Raw genomic sequence first — 16,287 nt, forward strand, 5'->3', positions numbered from 1 at the left:
CCGCTCAGGGCAGGTCCGCGTCGTGGACCAGCAGGGCGATCTGGGTGCGGTTGCCCAGGACGAGCTTGCCCAGGACGCGGGTGAGGTGGGCCTTCACCGTGGCCGTGCTGACGCCCAGCTCCACGGCGATCTCCGCGTTCGACAGGCCCCGCCCCACGCCGATCGCCACCTCGTGCTCGCGGGCGGTCAGGGTCGACAGCGCCGCGCGGGCGCGGTCGAGGGCGCCCGCCTCCACCGCCACCCGGTCCATCAGGCGCCGGGTGATCCTGGGGGAGAGCACCGGTTCCCCCGCGGCCACCCGGTGCACGGCGGTGACGATGTCGGCGGGCGGCGCGTCCTTGAGCAGGAAGCCGCTGGCCCCGGCGCGCAGGGCGCGGAGCACATTCTCGTCGGCGTCGAAGGTGGTCAGGACGATGACCTCGGGTGGACCGGGGCGGGCGCGGACCCGGCGGGTGGCCTCGATGCCGTTGACCCGGGGCATCCGGATGTCCATCAGCACCACGTCGACCGGGTGCGCGTCCAGCGCGGCGGGCACCCCGGCGCCGTCGCCCGCCTCGGCGACCACGGCGATGCCGTCGGCGCCGTCGAGCATCGTGGTCAGCCCGGCGCGGACCAGCGGGTCGTCGTCGACGACCAGGACCCGCACGCTCACGCGGGCCACGGCAGCCACGCCCGCAACCGGAACTCCCCGCCCGCGTACCCGTGGTCGAGTTCGCCGCCCGCCAGCCGCACCCGCTCGGTGAGCCCGACCAGGCCGCTGCCGGTGCCGGGAACACCGCTGCCGGGCGGGGACAGCGGGTTCGTCACCGCGATCAGCAGGCGGTCGCCGCTGGTGCCCGCCAGGTCCACCCGGACCGGGGCGCCGGGGGCGTGCTTGCGGGCGTTGGTCAGCGCCTCCTGCACCACCCGGTAGGCGCAGCGGCCGGTGGTGCCCGGCAGCGCGGCCGGGTCGGCGACGGTGTCGCGCACCCGGACCGGGGTGCCGCCCGCCCGGGTCTCCTCGACCAGCGCGGGCACGTCGACCAGGGCGGGCTGGGGGCGCTCGGTGTCGTCGCCGTCCTCGTCGCGGAGCAGGGTGATGACCTCGCGCAGCTCCTCCAGGGCCTGGTGGGCGGTGGCGCGGATGACCGCGGCCCCCTGCGCCAGCCGTTCCGGCGGGGCGTCCGGGCGGTACTCCAGGGCACCGGCGTAGGTGGTCAGCAGCGACAGCCGGTGCGCCAGCACGTCGTGCATCTCCCGGGCGATCGCGGTCCGCTCGGCCACCCTGGCCTCGGCGACCAGCCTGCCCTGCTCGGCTTCGGCCCGCCGCGCCCGCTCCCGCAGCGAGTCGATCACCAGCGCCCGCGCCCTGGCCAGCGCGCCCCACCCGAGCAGCCCGGCGTGCACGATCACCGCCAGCACCAGGTACCACCCGAAGGACAGGCCCGGCACCGGCCACCGCAGCCCGCCCACCGCGTGCCCGGACACCTGCACCAGCGCCACGAGCACCGCCAGCGGCATCGACTCGGTTCGCGCGACCAGCAGCAGCGCCACGTTCGCGGGCGGCGTCACCGGCGGCGCCAGTGCGGCCAGGCACCCCAGCACCACCGCCACGGGCACCGGCCTGCGCAGCATCACCGGCACCGCGGCGACGCCGACCAAGCCCAGCGCCAGGTCGAACAGCAGCAGGGCGGTGCCCACCCCGGAGGCGTGTTCGCCGTAGGCGGTGGCGAGCACGCCCGCCGTGACCAGCGGCAGCACGATCCGCTGCGTCCGACACCGCTCCCGATCGTCCACGGTGCCCAGCGTATGGCGAGTCGACGGGGCCGAACAGCGACCAAAGTCGACACCGCCCCCCTCGGGGGTCGGGTGCCCGCTCGCCGTCCGGTTGATGTGCGCGCGGACCGCGCCCGGGAGGCTCACCACCATGACGGCCATCCCCCCGGCTCTGCTCGGTCCGCTGCGTGCCGGAACCGGAAACCGGTGGCTTTCCGCTCGACCCCGCGCCACCGCACCCGGTCGCCCTCCGGCCTCGCCGCGGGGACGGTCGACGTGGTGTCGCCGCGCGCTGCGCGTCGTCGAGGGCACTGGGGGTGTCCTCGACGATCCGCACCGCGTGCCGCGGCCGGGTGGGCGGTACGTGTCCGTCGAGCACCCGGCGCCGCCCGCGCGGCGGCGCCGGTTCGGCGGGCCGTGCGCGCCCGCCCGAGTCGAGTCCCGGCCCTCGAAGCCATCGCGATCGGCTGCCCCTGGGAGGAGTCCGCTACTCGTCCGCGAGACCGGCCAGGTTCGCGGTGACCCGGTCCCGTACCCGCACCGCCTGCGGGTCGTCGAAGGTCGACAGGATCGACAGCGCCGCGACCCACTGCGGCCGTGCCTGTTCGGGCTGGTCCGAGTCGCGCAGGGCGGTCGCCAGCCTGTCGAGCGCGAGTGCGAGCTGCCACCGGTCGCCGAGATCGCGGTGGGTCGAGGCGGCGATCCGGTGGAACGGGGTGGCCTCGTCCGGTCTGCCGAGCCGCTGGTAGGCCATCCCCGCGCTGTCCAGGGCTATCGCCTCACGGCTGCGGTCGCCCAGTCTCCGCTGCATGGATGCCGCGTGCTGGAACAACGGCAGCGCCTCCGCAGGCCGGCCCTCGGCGAGGCGGAGGTATCCCAGTTGCAGCAGGCTGACCGCCTCGCAGACGGGGTAGCTGTCGGCGAGGGCGATCTCCATCGCGGCCTGTAGCGCCGAGTCGGCGTCCCAGAGCTGCCCTGACCGCCGGTGCGCGATGGCCAGGCAGATCAAGGCGTTGCTCTCGGCGAGCCGGTCACCGACCTCGCGGCTGAGGGACAGCGATTCCCGAATGACTTCGATGCCCTCCGCGTGCTGCTCCAGATCGCTCTGGAGCACACCCAGGTTGCTCAGCAGGAAGGCTTCGTTCCCCCGGTCACCCACTTCCCGGAAGGCCGCCAATGCCTGCTCGAAATGGGTTCGGGCTTCGAGCAGGCGGTGTCGTCGATTGGCCAGCAGTCCCAGGTCATTGGTCGACTGGGCGATGCCACTGCGGTCGTCGATGGCTTCGCGGACCTCCAGCGCAGCCGAGTGGTAGTCCTCCGCCTTCTCCAACTGGTGGGATTGCAGGTGGGCCATCCCCAGGCTGGCGAGCAGTTGCGCTTCACCGAACCGGTCCTGGATCGCCCGCGCTGAAGCCAACCCGATGGTCGAGGTCAGGATCCAGTCCTCGATGGGGTTCTGGATGGCGTAGACGCTCCACAGCACTGCGGGCAACTGCCACGCCAACCGGTGCAGACCCGCGTCGGCCGCTGCCCGGGTGGCCCCGACGAAGTTCGCCTGCTCTTCCTCGTACCAGTGGAAAGCGGCGTCATACCCGTCGAACACCAGTGGGACGACTTGCGCGCCGGGCGCATCCAGGAGGACGTCCCGGTCGAGCGGGCAGAGCACGGAGACGGCGGATCGCGCGGACAGCACGTACCAGGTCACCACCCGTTCCACCGCTGCCCGGCGGTCTTCTTCCGTTTCCTGCGTGACCACCTGGTTGATGGCGTAGGCCCGCAGGAGGTCGTGGAACTCGTAGCGCGCGGGCGACCGCTGTTCGAGGACGTGGCAGCCGACGAGGATGTCCAGCAACGACCTGGCCTGAGCAACTCCGACCCCTGTCAGCGCCGCAGCCGCTTGGGCGCTGAACTCAGGCCCGGGGTGCAGGCCCAAGAGGCGGAACGTCCTGGCGGCATCGGCCGACAGAGCCCGGTAGGACCACGCGAACACCGTCCGCACGGCATCGGACTCCTCGTCGTCGGACGTCAGCGCGTCCCACAACCCCGACTCGTCGCGCAACTCGCTGATCAATTCGTGCAGCAGCATCAGCGGCCTGCTCGACGCGCGCTCGGCCGCAATCCTCAGGGCCAGCGGCAAACGGGCGCACAACGCCGCCAACTCGACCAGGTCGGCGGGATCGTCCAGGTTCCGGTAGGCGGCTGTGACCGTCTTGAGCAGCTCGACCGCCTCCGCTTCGGACAGCGTGTCCAGCACCAGCCTGCGAGCGCCGTCCCTGGCCACCAATCCGGAGAGGCGGTTGCGGCTGGTCACGACGACCAGGCAGTCCGCGTTCCCGGGCAGCAGGGGCCTGACCTGCCCGACGCTCGCGGCGTTGTCCAACAGGATGAGCACCCTCTGCTCGGCGAGGATGGTCCGGTAGAGCGCTGCTTTGTCCTCGAGCTCCAGCGGGATGCTGTCCGGTGGGACACCCAGTGAGCGCAGGAAGCGGTCAAGCGCCTGATCGGGCGTCACCGGCAGCCCGGGGTCGTGACCGCGCAGGTTCACGTACAACTGGCCGTCGGGGAAGTTCTGCCGGGCGGCGTGCGCCCAGTGCAGCGCCAGGGACGTCTTCCCGACACCGGCGGTGCCGGTGAGGATGTAGATCCCCACCACCAGGGATTCGTGCCGCTCGGTCATGGCGGCGCTGAGCGCGGCCAACTCCTTCGACCGGTTGACGAAACCACTCACATCGCCCGGCAGTTGGCGCGGAACCCGCCGGGGTGAACTGCTCGACTGGCCGTGGATGTGGACGCCGCCGTGGACTGTCCCCGCCTGGACGACATCGGATGCCGCTCCGCTGATCTCGGCGTTGTTCTCCTGTGCGGCGTGGTCGTCGTGGCGCATCGGGTCAGTTTCCTTGCGGCGGTTCGAGCTGGGCCACCTCCCGCTGGTAGAAGCTCTCGAAATCCTCGCCGATGTCGTGCAGTTCTGATATGAACTGTTGACAACGGGTGATTGTCGAATGATCTTCGATGCGAACGGCACCGTCGTGGGCGCCGTTTTCGGTGTATAAGATCTCGTACATGACGTCGGTGCCCAGGGTGATCATTTCCGGCAGGGGTGAGTGGCGCTCGAACCGCGCTACCTTGTCCGCCGTCACCACCCGCATGTTCTCCCCGGATTGGGCCCGCACCCTGAGCGGGTGGAACGCCCACTGTATGAACGGGGTTATCGGCAGCTCCACGATCTTCGTCCACCGCGTGCGGATCCCCCGCGCGGCATCCTCGCGGTACTCGTGCTCGAGGTCGGGGCGAAGCTTTTCAGCGAGTCGAAGGGCCTCGGTCCAGTCGCCGTTGACGTAGGCGTGCCAACTGGGCATCTCCGGCTCCTGGAAGAGTTGCCTCCGTTCCAGCTTCCAGAACTCACCGCCGTGCTCACCGAGGCGTTTGTAGTCTTCGGCGACTTTTTCCCGGTAGGCCGTGAAGCCCAGCGGCTCGCCGCTCGTCCCGGACAGCAGCTCATGCATCCGGGATGTCCGTCTTTGCTGCTGTGAGCATCGGTCCGGGGAGTATGACCAGTCGTTCATCGTTGCCGACGCTCACGTCCGAGGGCAACTGGGACCGGTAGACGTCCGTCAGATCCCGACCTATCACGGCGATGTCTCCATTGGACAATTCCCAGATGTCCGGGCAGCCGACCTTGGTGGTGGTGCTGGCGGCATCGCCGTTGCGCCCACTGCCCGGTTCTTTCGGCGAAATCCCCAATCGTCTGGTCAGGGTCGCTGATGGGTCCGCTTGCCAATCTTTCGTGGCCATGGATGCTTCCTCTCGCGAATCCAGCCCGAACGGTACAGTGTACCAGTGAGATGGCGGTCCGTGCCCGTGCGTGAAATGTGCCGATCAGGTGAAACCTGACTCGATGGGGGCAAATTTTCCGGCATTGTTCAAGTCCGGCAGCAATATTCGATTAATCGAGTTGGATGGCTTTGTTTCAGAGGTGCGACGGGGGGACGGCTGACCTGTGTGCTTGGCAGGAGTGCGGGCGTCCTGACGAGGGAGCCCGGGGGTGGGCGTGGGCGTGCCCGTCCCCCGGGCTCGTGGTCTCGTCAGCGGCTGAGCTTGGTGATCAGCTCCCGGACTGCGGTCCGGGTCACCGGCAGGATGACACCGGGTCGCTTGCTGTCGCGCACGGCCGTGAGGTCCTGCCGCAGTTCGACGCAATTGCTGGTGCTGGTCGAGCGGGACGACTTGCGCCACTCCATGGTTACCGCCTTTTCCTGGTCGCGTGGTGGTTCAACGAGCGGGGTTGGGCTGCTCGTTCCTCGGCATTGGTGCTCCGATGGGGTGTTTCGCTGCCGGAGGTGCTGGGGAGGCGTCTGAACTGCTGGCGGATGAGCCTGGGACGGGATCGGGGAACCGGAAGCGGGTGGTGCTCCGCAGCCCGGCCTCTGCCGGGGGCTGAGTGGGTGGAGGCGATGCGCCGGGAGCTTTCGCCCGACGTGGGCAAGCCTGGGAGTGGGCGGTGCCGTACCTTCACAAGGGGAAACGGTTATTTCGCTGACTTTGTGGTACTCGCGTGATCAGGAAGAAAGAGGCGCTGTGACCATGCCCGCTGGGCTGGACGTCGCACTCGACGCGGTGGCTGCGTTGTCATCCGACTTGGGCGGCCCATGCGGAGATCGCCTTCCGTGTTGCTTGGCGGGAGTGGCGGGCGCCGCAGATACACGCTGCTTCCCCACTCCCTGAGTGCGTCACGCCGCCGGAGTGCGGTCTCGCGGATGAAGGTCAGGTACTCGACCCAACGTATCGTCCTCGAGGAACTGACCGAGTAGGCTGGGGGAAACATGACCGGTCCGTTGGATCCGATCGGGCAGGCGGAGTTGCTCCGAGAGGCGAGCGGCTCCCTGCTGTCAGTGGCGCCGACGGGGTGGCGGGAGTTGCAGTTCACCTTCCACTCCACCATCTCCGTTGACACCGCCATGCTGCTGTGCGCCACCGGTGACGGCGAGCCGGTGCCACTGGCGCCACCGATGAAGGCGCTCCGGCTGTTCGCGAAGCTGCGCGGGGGTATGTACACCACGGGGAAGGGTGCGTGGTTCACGGCGCGGATGATCGTCTCGTCGTCCGGGAGCCACGAGGTCACCTACGACTACGACAGCGAGCCGGAGTTCACCCCGCCGCTGGTGCCGGAGACCTTCGTCGAAGACTTCCGGCACTTCCCCAGGGCCGAGGAGAACACGCCCGCTTGGTTGCGGCAGAAGTTCGCCGAGGCGGGTCGCAGCTCCTCCTGAACATCCCGATCCGGGCACCTGAATCGGCAATCTTGACGAGTGGGCCGGGGGCGGGCAGGGGTGCCCACCCCCGGCTCGTGGTCTTGTCAGCGGCCGAGCTTGGTGATCAGCTCTCGGACGGCGGTGCGGGTCACCGGGAGGGTGACGCCGGGTCGCTTGCTGTCGCGCACGGCCGTGAGGTCTTGCCGCAGCTCAACGCAGTTGGTGTCGTGCGAACGGGACGACTTGCGCCACTCCATGATCACAACCTCTCTCGTAGTTGCCCGATCATACTGCGGCTTTCCACACCTGAAAGAGCCAAACGATCGAGCATCAAGCGCATGTTCTCATAGACGTGGACCTCGGAGTCGTGCAGGTAAAGGCCGCTTCCGTACAACTCGATGTGGACCACCGGCGCTGCCTCGGGGAAGTGCAGCAGCAGCCATGAGTGCACCAACGCGCGGTGCGGCACGTGTTCCCGCACGATACGGACGCTATGGCCTCGAATGGAGGATTCCATCAGGCGATCCAGTTGCTCCTTGAGCGCGTCGACGCCTCCGAACGGCGTTCGGAGCGCGCTCTCGTTGATGAATGCCGTGTACTCGATCTTGGGCAACACTTGTTGTCGACGCAGGCGGGCGATCCAGCGCATCTCGATGTCCGGCGGTTTGACGCCGTCCACCAGCATGATGCCTGCGGCGTACCGCTCGGTTTGCAGCAGGCCGGGAACGCTGGTGAGCGACCAGTCCGTGATCGCTCTGGCTGAGGCTTCGTAGCTGGCCAGGGTGCCCACGTCGGGGAGCACTCCGGGGAGGGGGCGGGACCACCAGCCCGCCTGGGTGCCCACGCGGGCGCTCTCGATCAGCTCCTCGCGCTGGGCGATCGGCACGCCGTAGATGGCGAGGACCGTGGCCACGTCCTCGCTGGTGATGTGCCGCTTGCCGTTCTCGGTCCGGCTGAGCGTGGCCGTCGACCAGCCGATCGCCTTGGCGGCGGCCTCCAGGTTGAGTGACGTCTGTTCCACCCGGACGGCCTTGAGCTGGGCGCCGATCGTCCTGTCGCGCGCCTGCGGGTTCTTCCGTTGTCCTGACACGGTTTCCTTTCCACCCCTGCAAGGACACGCGCCATCCGGTGCGGGGAATCTACAGTCTGGGGCACCCCTGCCGCGCTGTAGATGTCGAGCGTATCGCGAGTTGCGACCGGAACGGCCGAGGGGCGGGCCTCGTCCACAGTGGACGAGACCCGCCCCTCGGCGAGTGGAAAGGACTGGAGCCTAGCTGTTGACCATCTTGCGGAGCACGTACTGCATGATGCCGCCGTTGCGGTAGTAGTCCGCCTCACCGGGGGTGTCGATGCGGACGTCGGCGTCGAAGGTGACCTCCGTGCCGTCCTCCTTGGCCGCCGTCACCTTGACCGTGCGGGGGGTGGTGCCCTCGTTCAGCTCGGTCACGCCCTCGAAGGCGTAGGTCTCGGTGCCGTCGAGGCCCAGGGACTCCGCCGTCTTGCCCTGCGGGAACTGCAGTGGGAGCACGCCCATGCCGATCAGGTTCGAGCGGTGGATGCGCTCGAAGCTCTCGGCGATGACCGCGCGGACGCCCAGCAGCGACGTGCCCTTGGCCGCCCAGTCGCGCGACGAGCCCGAGCCATACTCCTTGCCCGCCAGGATGACCAGGGGGGTGCCCGCCTCGGCGTAGTTCTGCGCGGCGTCGTAGATGAACGCCTGCTCGCCGCCCTTGGTGAAGTCGCGGGTGTAGCCGCCCTGCACGCCCTGGCCGCCGTTCTCGCCCGCCAGCAGCAGGTTGCGCAGGCGGATGTTGGCGAAGGTGCCCCGGATCATGACCTCGTGGTTGCCGCGCCGCGAGCCGTAGGAGTTGAAGTCCCGCCGCTCGACGCCGTGCTCGGTGAGGTACTTGCCCGCCGGGGTGTCGGCCTTGATCGCACCCGCCGGGGAGATGTGGTCGGTGGTGACCGAGTCGCCGAGCAGGGCCAGCACGCGGGCACCGGAGATGTCGGTGACCGGGGCGGGCTGCATCTGCATGCCCTCGAAGTACGGGGGCTTGCGGACGTAGGTGGACTCGCTGTCCCACTCGAACGTCTTGCCGGTGGGCGTGGGCAGCGACTTCCAGCGCTCGTCGCCCGCGAACACGTCGGAGTAGCTGCTGGCGAAGCTCTCCGCCGACAGCGCCGAGGCGATGACGTCGTTGATCTCCTGCGGCGACGGCCAGATGTCGGCCAGGTGCACCGGCTGCCCGTCGGACCCGGTGCCCAGCGGCTCGGTGGTGATGTCGATGTCCATCGACCCGGCCAGCGCGTAGGCCACCACCAGCGGCGGGGACGCCAGGTAGTTCATCTTGATGTCCGGGTTGATCCGGCCCTCGAAGTTGCGGTTGCCCGACAGCACCGACACCACCGCGAGGTCGGCCTCCTGCACCCCGGCGGAGATCTCCTCCTGGAGCGGGCCGGAGTTGCCGATGCAGGTGGTGCAGCCGTACCCGACCAGGTTGAAGCCCAGCTTGTCCAGGTACGGGGTCAGGCCCGCGCGGTCGAAGTAGTCCGAGACGACCTTCGAGCCCGGCGCCAGGGTGGTCTTCACCCAGGGCTTGCGCTCCAGGCCGCGTTCGACGGCCTTCTTCGCCAGCAGCGCCGCGCCGATCATCACCGACGGGTTCGAGGTGTTGGTGCACGAGGTGATCGCGGCGATGGCGACCGCGCCGTGGTCGATCTCGAAGGTGTTGCCGTCGAGGGTGACCGTGGTCGGCTTGCTGGTGCGGCCGGTCGCGCCGGTGGCCGCCGAGTGCGTGACCCTCGGCGCCTCGTCGTCGCCGGACCCCGGGGTGGGGGAGTCGCTGGCCGGGAAGCTCTCGGCGTTGGCCTCGTCCACGCCGTTGTCGGGCGCGTCGGTGGTGTAGGCGCCCAGCGCGTCGCGGAACGCCTGCTTCGCCGCGGTCAGCTCGATGCGGTCCTGCGGGCGCTTCGGGCCCGCGATGGACGGCACGACGCTGGCCAGGTCCAGCTCCAGCACCTCGGAGAACACCGGCTCGACCGACGGGTCGTGCCAGAGGCCCTGCTCCTTGGCGTAGGCCTCGACCAGCGCCACCTGCTCGGCGGAGCGGCCGGTGAACTTCAGGTACTCGATGGTCTCGGCGTCGACCGGGAAGATGGCCGCGGTGGAGCCGAACTCCGGGCTCATGTTGCCGATGGTGGCGCGGTTGGCCAGCGGCACCGCGGACACGCCCGAGCCGTAGAACTCGACGAACTTGCCGACGACGCCCTGCTTGCGCAGCATCTCGGTGATGGTCAGCACCAGGTCGGTGGCGGTGGCGCCCGCGGGCAGCTCGCCGTGCAGCTTGAAGCCGACGACCTTCGGGATCAGCATCGACACCGGCTGGCCCAGCATCGCGGCCTCGGCCTCGATGCCGCCCACGCCCCAGCCCAGCACGCCCAGGCCGTTGACCATGGTGGTGTGCGAGTCGGTGCCGACCAGGGTGTCGGGGTAGGCTTGCCCGTTGCGGACCATGACCACGCGGGCCAGGTGCTCGATGTTGACCTGGTGGACGATGCCGGTGCCCGGGGGGACGACCTTGAACTCGTCGAACGCGGTCTGGCCCCAGCGCAGGAACTGGTAGCGCTCCTTGTTGCGCTCGTACTCCAGGTCCACGTTGCGCTCGAAGGCGTCCGGGCGGCCGAAGATGTCGGCGATGACCGAGTGGTCGATGACCAGCTCGGCCGGGGCCAGCGGGTTCACCTTCGCCGGGTCGCCGCCGAGGGTGGTGACGGCCTCGCGCATGGTGGCCAGGTCGACGATGCAGGGCACGCCGGTGAAGTCCTGCATGACCACGCGGCCGGGCGTGAACTGGATCTCCGTCGACGGCTCGGCCTTCGGGTCCCAGGCGGCGAGGGCGCGCACGTGGTCGGCGGTGATGTTCGCACCGTCCTCGGTGCGCAGCAGGTTCTCCAGCAGGATCTTCAAGCTGTAGGGCAGGCGCTCGGACCCCTCGACCGCGTCCAATCGGAACACCTCGTAAGAGGCGTCGCCGACGGTCAGCGTGGCTCGGGCGCCGAAGCTGTCGAGGTTGCCCTCGGTGCCTTCGGGTGCGGAACTCGGTGTGGTCACGTCCAACTCCAGTGGCGGCGCATGTCAGTTCGGCTGTGAGTCTGTCGCACCCGTGGCGGGTGTGCGCGACTGCCTCACGGTTCAAACAGTACGCTTGTCCTGTATTTCGGTTCAAGGGGTGGTGTCCGACCCGTGGGATGTGATCCATCACGCCCGGGCCGAGACAGCGGCGGACCCCCGGTGCCTGGGAAGGCGCCGGGGGTCCGGTGGAGTGCTGCTCCGGGTCAGTCCGCGAGCTGGAGCAGGGCCCTGATGTCCTCGGGCTGGAGGCTCTTGAGGGCCGTGACCTGCACGTCGGTCAGCGAGCGCAGGGGGCTGACGTACCACTTGCCGTCGACCTCGGTGGTGACCACGCCGGTGTTGGCCATCATGCCCTTGACCAGGTTGGTCAGCGCCTGCTTGGCCTCGGGGGCCATCCGCTTGCCGCCGATGCGCGCGGCGAGGTCGTCGGCGCAGGCCCGGTCGGACTCGCCCTCGGCCTCGACGGCGTAGCACTCGCCGTCCTTGCTCACGCGCAGCCGCTCGCCGTCCTCGTTCTCCAGGACGACCTCCTTGAGCAGGACCTTCGTCGCGCCCTCGACGCCCTGGGTCTCGGTGGACAGGTCCACCAGCCGGACCTCGGTCTCGATCTTGCCCGCGTCCTCGACGATCGCCGGGCCCACGTCGTGCAGGACGGCCATCTCGTCCGGCGGGAGCAGTTCGATCGCCCGGGTCAGGTTGCCCGCCAGGCCCGCCTCGGCCAGGCCGCGCACCGCGTCCTCGGGGGAGGAGCCGCCGTTGGCCGCGATCGACTGCTTCGGCCAGGACATCTTCTCCTCGGCCAGCGCGTAGTCGGCGATCGTGTAGAACAGGCTCGGGTACCACTCGCCGTCGACCTGCACGGTCGCGATGCGGATGGGCTCGCCCCTGTTCTCCTCCGCGACCACCTTCGCCACGTCGAGGGTCTCGGTCTCCTTGCCGCCGGGCAGGCCCTTGGGGAACGCGGCGTCGATGAACTCCTTGGTCAGCGGGAGCTGACTGGCGTCGGAGGACACGGTGATCTTGCCGCCGACCAGCTTGGTGATCGTCAGGTGGTCGTTGACCCGCTCGGCGCCCGCCTCGTCGAACTGCAGGTTCTCGGTGGTCAGCTCGAAGCCCTGGACCTTGTTCGGGTCGACGTCGGACTTGTAGACCTCCAGCCGCTGCAACTCCTTGGTCGTCTCGGAGTTCAGCGTGGTCATCAGGTCGCGCTCGGCCGGGGCGAGGCCGGTCAGCAGACCCGCCACGTCACCCTGGCCGATGGCGTTGACCAGGCTGGTCGCCGCCGCGGTCGGCGACTCCGCGCCCGCCTGCGCCTCACCGCGGTTGAGCGCCCACACGGTCACCCCCGCGCCCGCGGCGACCGCGAACACCGCCGCGACCACGCCGATGACCAGGCCCTTGCGCCCCTTGCGCGCGGGCTGCTCCGGCGGCAGCGGGTAGCCGAAGCCACCGCCGTACTGCTGCTGCGGGTAGCCGCCCTGCTGCCCGGGCTGCGGGAAGCCGCCCGACTGCGGGTAGCCGCCCTGCGCCTGGCCGCCCTGGCCCTGCTGGCCGTAGCCCTGCGGCTGACCCTGCTGCGGCTGGCCGCCCTGGCCGTAGCCCTGCGGTTGTCCCTGGTACGGGTCGTTCTGCGGCCACTGGCCACCCTGCCCCGGCGGATACGTCACTGTTCCCCTCCTGCTTCCCGGCGAGCGCTCCTGCGCTCGCCCACGAGGACGCCCACGGCGCCCACCACCGCGATCACCGCACCGACCGCGGTGGTCGTCGGCCCGGTCCCCGCGATGCCCAGCGAGCTGTCCCCGCTGCCCTGTCCGACGGCCGCACCCCCCGCGACGGTTCCACTGAGAATCGTCACGACCAGGCAAAGCGTTGCCGATGTGCGCCGCAGACCGAGCGCGTACGCCGCGACGCAGAGCGTCACCACTGGCACCAGGGAGAACCACGCCGCGGGCAGCCAGGCCCACCCGGTGCCGCGCAGGAACCCCAGGGTGCGGATCACCCCGACCGACTCGAAGCTGTCGCGCAGCACCGCCCCCGACCGGAACCAGGGCAGGAACAGGCCGACGACGAGGGTGGCGAGCCCGGCCGCGGCGGCGGTCGCGGGCAGTCGGGCGGGCATGGCGCCATGCTCCCAGCACCGACCACGGGACGTCACAGCGACCTCGTCAGGGTGAGTGGGCGAGGTCCTGTTTCGACACTTCAGGGTGGTTGTCGCGACCCAGAGTGTTGTGGCCGGCGGAAGTTACCCCCGGTACGGAAGTTTCGCCTGTTACCGGTGGTGCGGGCGGGACGCCAATGGCACAGTCGGGGCCGGTCCGGTGTGGACCGTGTCCGGGGTCGTCGGGGGCCACCGGGATCGGTGAGGAGGTGCGTCGTGCGCTCACGGCGGTCGGTGTCGCTCGGCCTGTTCGCCACCTCGGTGGTCCTGCTGTCGGTGGCTGCGGTGGGCACCGCGGTCGCCGTGCCACCCCCGCCGCCCAACCCGAGCGACTCGCAGCTCGACGCGGGCCGCGCCGAGGCCGACCGCAGGGCGGGCAAGGTGGGGGAGCTGACCAACCAGCTCGCCCAGGCCGAGTCGCGGCTGATGCAGTTGCAGGCCGAGGTCGAGGCGAAGCTGGAGGACGCCAACAAGGCCCTGGTCGACATGGAAACCGCCCAGGACGTCGCCGCCAGGGCCGCCGACGACGCCGAGTCCGCCCGCCGCGAGTCCGAGGGCGCTGGCAAGGCCATCGACGACGCCAGGACCCTCCTCGACGACTTCGCCGCGGGCAGCTACAAGCAGGGCAGCACCGTCGGCTCCATCTCGGCCTACCTGGGCGCCAGGAGCCCCGAGGACCTGCTCGCCCGCGCCGAGATGCTCAACGCGATCAGCGGCACCGAACTCGACGCCCTCGACCGGTTGCAGCGCGCCCGCACCGAGAAGGCCAACAAGGACTCCCGCGCCCGCGCCGCCCTGGAACTGGCCGACCGCAGGCGGTCCGAGGCCGAGCAGGCCAAGCGCGAGGCCGACACCGCGACCGCCACCGCCCAGCGCGCCCGCGCCGACCAGGCCAACCAGTCCCAGGAGTTGCAGGCGGCGAAGGCCGACTACGAGCGGCAGCTCACCGAGGCCCAGGCGGCGGTCGGCGGCCTGGAGAACCAGCGGCAGCGCTACCAGGAGTGGCTGGCGGCCAAGCAGCGCGAGGACGAGGCCAACGCCGCCGCCGCGGCAGCCGCGCAGAACACCGGCGGCGGTGGGGGCGGCAGTGGTGGTGGAGGCGGCGGTGGCGGGGGCGGCGGCAGCGCCGACGACTCCGCGGGCCCACGCCCGGTCGGCAACGCCCGCACGGTGATCAACCGAGCCCTGTCCCAACTCGGCGTCCAGTACGCCTGGGGCGGCGGCAACGCCCACGGCCCCACCCGGGGCATCCGCGACGGCGGCGTGGCCGACGCCTTCGGCGACTACGCCAAGATCGGCTTCGACTGCTCCGGCCTGATGATCTACGCCTTCGCTGGCGCGGGCATCCGCCTCCCGCACTACAGCGGCTACCAGGCCACCGCGGGCCGCCGGGTCCCGCTCAGCCAGAAGGCCCCCGGCGACATGCTCTTCTGGACCACCGGCGGCCGAATCCACCACGTCGCGCTCTACCTCGGCAACGGGCAGATGGTCGAGGCGCCGTACTCCGGCTCCCGGGTCCGCATCGCCCCGGTCCGCTACGGCGGCATCGTCCCCTACGCCACCCGCGTGCTCTGACCGATCACGTCGATCACCCGACAGGGAGGTACCGGTGAAGAGGTTCCCCGCTGTACTCGCCGCCACAGTTCTCCTGGTGGCCGCACTCGCCACACCCGCGTCGGCAGCACTGCCGACCCCCGCGTTCGAATCCGAGGTCGACGCCTACGCCGCCTACGAAGGCCAGTCGAAGTGCGACCCGACCCCCAAACCGGGCGTCGAAGCCTTCCGCGACCTCCTGAAGGCCGAGTACAAGCGCGGCGGAGACATCATCAGCCGCGACTGCGGCGCGGGCGGGCAGAGCGAGCACAAGGAAGGCCGCGCACTCGACTACTGGTTCAAGTCCACCGACCCGGCGCAGAAGGCCCAGGCCACCGCACTGCTCGACTGGCTCCTCGCCACCGACGAACACGGCAACGCCCACGCCCGCGCCCGCCGCCTGGGCATCATGTACATCATCTGGAACCACGAGATCTGGCAGTCCTACGCGGCGTCGAAGGGCTGGCAGCCCTACACCGGTGCCAGCCCGCACACCGACCACATCCACTTCAGCTTCGGCTGGGCGGGCGCCCGCAAGGAAACCACCTGGTGGACGTCCGCGCAGCCGGTCCGCGCCGAGCGCTGACAAGCAGGACCACCCGCTCACGGCCGATCCAGAGGCGTGTCGCGCCTGCGCTCGGGTGCCGCCGACCGGGCGCGCGGCGGCACCCGGTCAGATGTGGTCGAGGTCGTTCCGGGCCGCGTCCAGGTTTGCCCGGGCAACCAGGGTCGACGGGTGGTCATTTCCCAACAGTCGTTCACAGTCGGCCAGAATTGCTTCGAACAGCGGAATCGCTTTTTTCGTGTCGCCCGCGTCCTGGTGGGCGCCTGCCAGGTTGTTGCGGGTGTTGAGGGTATAGGGGTGGTCGGTTCCCAAGATCCGCTCGCAGTCGGCCAGGTTTGCCTTGAACAGTGGGATGGCCTGTGCCAGGTTGCCTGCTTCGTGGTGGGCGAAGGCGAGGTTGTTTCGGGTGGCGAGGGTGCCGGGGTGGTCGGTTTCCATCACTCGTTCCCGATCGGCCAGGGTTGATTCCAACAGTGGGATGGCCTGTGCCAGGTCGCCCACATCTCCGTAGGCGCCTGCGAGGTTGTGCCGGGAGTTGAGGGTGTCGGGGTGGTCGGTCTCCAGCACTCGTTCCCGATCGGCCAGGGTTGCCTCGAACAGTGGGATGGCCTGTGCCAGGTCGCCTGCTTCGTGGTAGGCGAAGGCGAGGTTGTTGCGAATGTTGAGGGTGTCGGGGTGGTCGGTTCCCAGGACCCGCTCGCAGTCGGTCAGGGTCGCCTCGAACAATGGGATGGCCTGTGCCAGGTCGCCTGCTTGCTGGTGGGCGCCTGCCAGGTTGTTGCGGGTGTTGAGGGTGTTGGGGTGGTCGGTTCCCAGTACTCGCTCGGTGTCG

At 69.9% G+C, this 16,287-nt stretch carries 15 protein-coding genes; 3 read left to right on the plus strand and 12 right to left on the minus strand.

Going from position 1 to position 16,287, the window contains the following annotated elements; translation table 11 throughout:
- Positions 1-4 precede the first annotated feature (4 nt).
- The 6 genes from L6E12_RS30065 to L6E12_RS30090 form a co-directional block, all read right to left on the minus strand.
- Positions 5-652, minus strand: coding sequence for a response regulator (locus L6E12_RS30065; protein WP_374201969.1), 648 nt, complete (start codon positions 650-652; stop codon positions 5-7).
- A complete protein-coding gene (locus tag L6E12_RS30070) occupies positions 649-1,776 on the minus strand; it encodes a sensor histidine kinase (RefSeq protein WP_236231304.1) in 1,128 nt (375 codons plus the stop codon). The genes L6E12_RS30065 and L6E12_RS30070 overlap by 4 nt, the downstream gene beginning before the upstream one ends.
- A 466-nt stretch (positions 1,777-2,242) precedes the next feature.
- Positions 2,243-4,639: a tetratricopeptide repeat protein gene (locus L6E12_RS30075; protein ID WP_236231321.1), complete on the minus strand. Its 2,397-nt coding sequence runs from the start codon at positions 4,637-4,639 to the stop codon at positions 2,243-2,245.
- A 4-nt stretch (positions 4,640-4,643) separates the two neighbouring features.
- Positions 4,644-5,261 carry a DUF6879 family protein gene (locus tag L6E12_RS30080; protein WP_236231305.1) on the minus strand — a complete coding sequence of 206 codons (618 nt, stop codon included), beginning with the start codon at positions 5,259-5,261 and terminating at the stop codon, positions 4,644-4,646.
- The gene (locus tag L6E12_RS30085; RefSeq protein WP_236231306.1) at positions 5,254-5,550 is read right to left on the minus strand and encodes a hypothetical protein; all 297 of its coding nucleotides are present in this window, start codon (positions 5,548-5,550) and stop codon (positions 5,254-5,256) included. Before L6E12_RS30085 ends, L6E12_RS30080 begins: the two co-directional genes overlap by 8 nt.
- Positions 5,551-5,840: 290 nt before the next feature.
- Entirely contained in the window at positions 5,841-5,996 is a 156-nt protein-coding gene (locus L6E12_RS30090) for a DUF397 domain-containing protein (RefSeq protein ID WP_236231307.1), read from the minus strand.
- Between the two features lie 582 nt (positions 5,997-6,578).
- Here L6E12_RS30090 and L6E12_RS30095 point away from each other — a divergent pair.
- Positions 6,579-7,025: a hypothetical protein gene (locus tag L6E12_RS30095; RefSeq protein ID WP_236231308.1), complete on the plus strand. Its 447-nt coding sequence runs from the start codon at positions 6,579-6,581 to the stop codon at positions 7,023-7,025.
- Between the two features lie 86 nt (positions 7,026-7,111).
- Here the strand turns inward: L6E12_RS30095 and L6E12_RS30100 are convergent, their stop codons facing one another.
- The 5 genes from L6E12_RS30100 to L6E12_RS30120 form a co-directional block, all read right to left on the minus strand.
- Positions 7,112-7,264, minus strand: a complete 153-nt coding sequence (locus L6E12_RS30100; protein WP_236231309.1) for a DUF397 domain-containing protein — start codon at positions 7,262-7,264, stop codon at positions 7,112-7,114.
- 2 nt (positions 7,265-7,266) lie between these two features.
- On the minus strand, positions 7,267-8,097 hold the full coding sequence (locus tag L6E12_RS35580; protein ID WP_236231310.1) for a helix-turn-helix transcriptional regulator: 831 nt from the start codon (positions 8,095-8,097) through the stop codon (positions 7,267-7,269).
- Positions 8,098-8,277: 180 nt separating this feature from the next.
- A complete protein-coding gene (locus L6E12_RS30110; protein WP_236231311.1) occupies positions 8,278-11,118 on the minus strand; it encodes an aconitate hydratase in 2,841 nt (946 codons plus the stop codon).
- A gap of 224 nt (positions 11,119-11,342) precedes the next feature.
- Entirely contained in the window at positions 11,343-12,806 is a 1,464-nt protein-coding gene (locus L6E12_RS30115) for a flagellar basal body protein FliL (protein ID WP_236231312.1), read from the minus strand.
- A complete protein-coding gene (locus tag L6E12_RS30120; protein WP_236231313.1) occupies positions 12,803-13,258 on the minus strand; it encodes a hypothetical protein in 456 nt (151 codons plus the stop codon). The genes L6E12_RS30115 and L6E12_RS30120 overlap by 4 nt, the downstream gene beginning before the upstream one ends.
- 255 nt (positions 13,259-13,513) lie before the next feature.
- Here L6E12_RS30120 and L6E12_RS30125 point away from each other — a divergent pair, with 255 nt between their 5' ends.
- A complete protein-coding gene (locus tag L6E12_RS30125; protein WP_236231314.1) occupies positions 13,514-14,872 on the plus strand; it encodes an NlpC/P60 family protein in 1,359 nt (452 codons plus the stop codon).
- Positions 14,873-14,906: 34 nt separating this feature from the next.
- On the plus strand, positions 14,907-15,476 hold the full coding sequence (locus L6E12_RS30130; protein WP_236231315.1) for a hypothetical protein: 570 nt from the start codon (positions 14,907-14,909) through the stop codon (positions 15,474-15,476).
- An 87-nt stretch (positions 15,477-15,563) separates the two neighbouring features.
- Here L6E12_RS30130 and L6E12_RS30135 read toward each other — a convergent pair.
- A partial coding sequence (locus tag L6E12_RS30135; protein ID WP_236231316.1) for a tetratricopeptide repeat protein occupies positions 15,564-16,287 on the minus strand: 724 nt, incomplete at its 5' end.

The organism is Actinokineospora sp. PR83 (assembly GCF_021056305.1).
GTDB lineage: Bacteria > Actinomycetota > Actinomycetes > Mycobacteriales > Pseudonocardiaceae > Actinokineospora > Actinokineospora spheciospongiae.